Origin of the sequence: Streptacidiphilus neutrinimicus, from assembly GCF_000787815.1 — a bacterium.
GTDB lineage: Bacteria > Actinomycetota > Actinomycetes > Streptomycetales > Streptomycetaceae > Streptacidiphilus > Streptacidiphilus neutrinimicus.
Genome location: NZ_BBPO01000111.1, coordinates 1 through 1,012, shown reverse-complemented (window position 1 = coordinate 1,012; position 1,012 = coordinate 1). Strand labels below are relative to the sequence as shown.

Below are 1,012 nucleotides of genomic sequence, written 5' to 3'. Positions count from 1 at the left end.
CTCGGCCGCTTCCCCACGCGACGCCCGCACCAGACGACGACCGAACACACCCGACGCACGGATCGCGACCTGGTCCTCACCCGCAACACCCGCGAGTATTCCCGCCAAGCGCGAGAGGACTCGGTCGTCCACGCTCTCCGGGAGGTCGACCAGACCACCCCAGCGCTCCGGATGCTCCAGAGCCACCACCCGGCCCAGACCCCACAGCTGCGCCTGCAGCGCGCTCAGCGGCCGCTCGGAGCGAGCCGTCGCCACCGCGCCGCGCGTCACGCACCACAGCGGCGCGTCGATCCGCGCATCGCCCAGCGCCTGCACCAGCGTCAGGGTCCCGGCCGCTGCGAACGTCTCGTCCCACGCCAGCAGCGAGACCACGCCCGACAGTGACGCGTCGTCAGCCGCAGCGTCACGCAGCAGCTCCGCCATGACGCCACGGTCCGCGGCCTCCGGTGTCACGACGACCTGGCGGACGTCCACACCCCGCCCGGCCAGCATGGTCACTGTGGCGGACACGGCCGGGTCCGCCAGGCGGCCCGCCGGGATCACGGCCAGCCAGGTCCCCGACAGCACACCCGTCGCGGACTCGGTGACCGGCTTCCAGCTGATCTGGTAGCGCCAGGCATCGATCGTGTTCTGCTCGCGGCTCTGCCGACGCCAGGCGGACAGCATCGGCAGGACCGCGCCGAGCTCGCTGCCGCTCTCGACCTCCAGCGTGGCGGCCAGGGCGTCTAGGTCCTCCCGCTCGATCGCTTCCCAGAAGCGGGCGTCCACCTCGTCCACCGGAGCGACGGCCGATGCGGAGGCTGTGGCCTCCAGCCAGTAGTGCTCGCGGTTGAAGGCGTAGGTGGGCAGGTCGACCCGACGAGCACCCCCGCGGCCGAGGAAGGACTGCCAGTCGACGGCGATACCCCGGACGTGAGCCTCGGCCAGCGAAGCGAACAGCCGCTCCAACCCGCCCTCGTTGCGACGCAACGTCCCGAACGCGACCGCGTCCCGGCCGACGGCCTCGACGCCG

1 protein-coding gene is annotated in these 1,012 nt (G+C 72.6%); it reads right to left on the bottom strand.

The annotated features are described in order from the left end of the window. Positions 1–1,012 (bottom strand): SpnB-like Rossmann fold domain-containing protein (locus tag TR48_RS43930; RefSeq protein WP_042374725.1); only part of this gene is annotated, 1,012 nt, incomplete at both ends.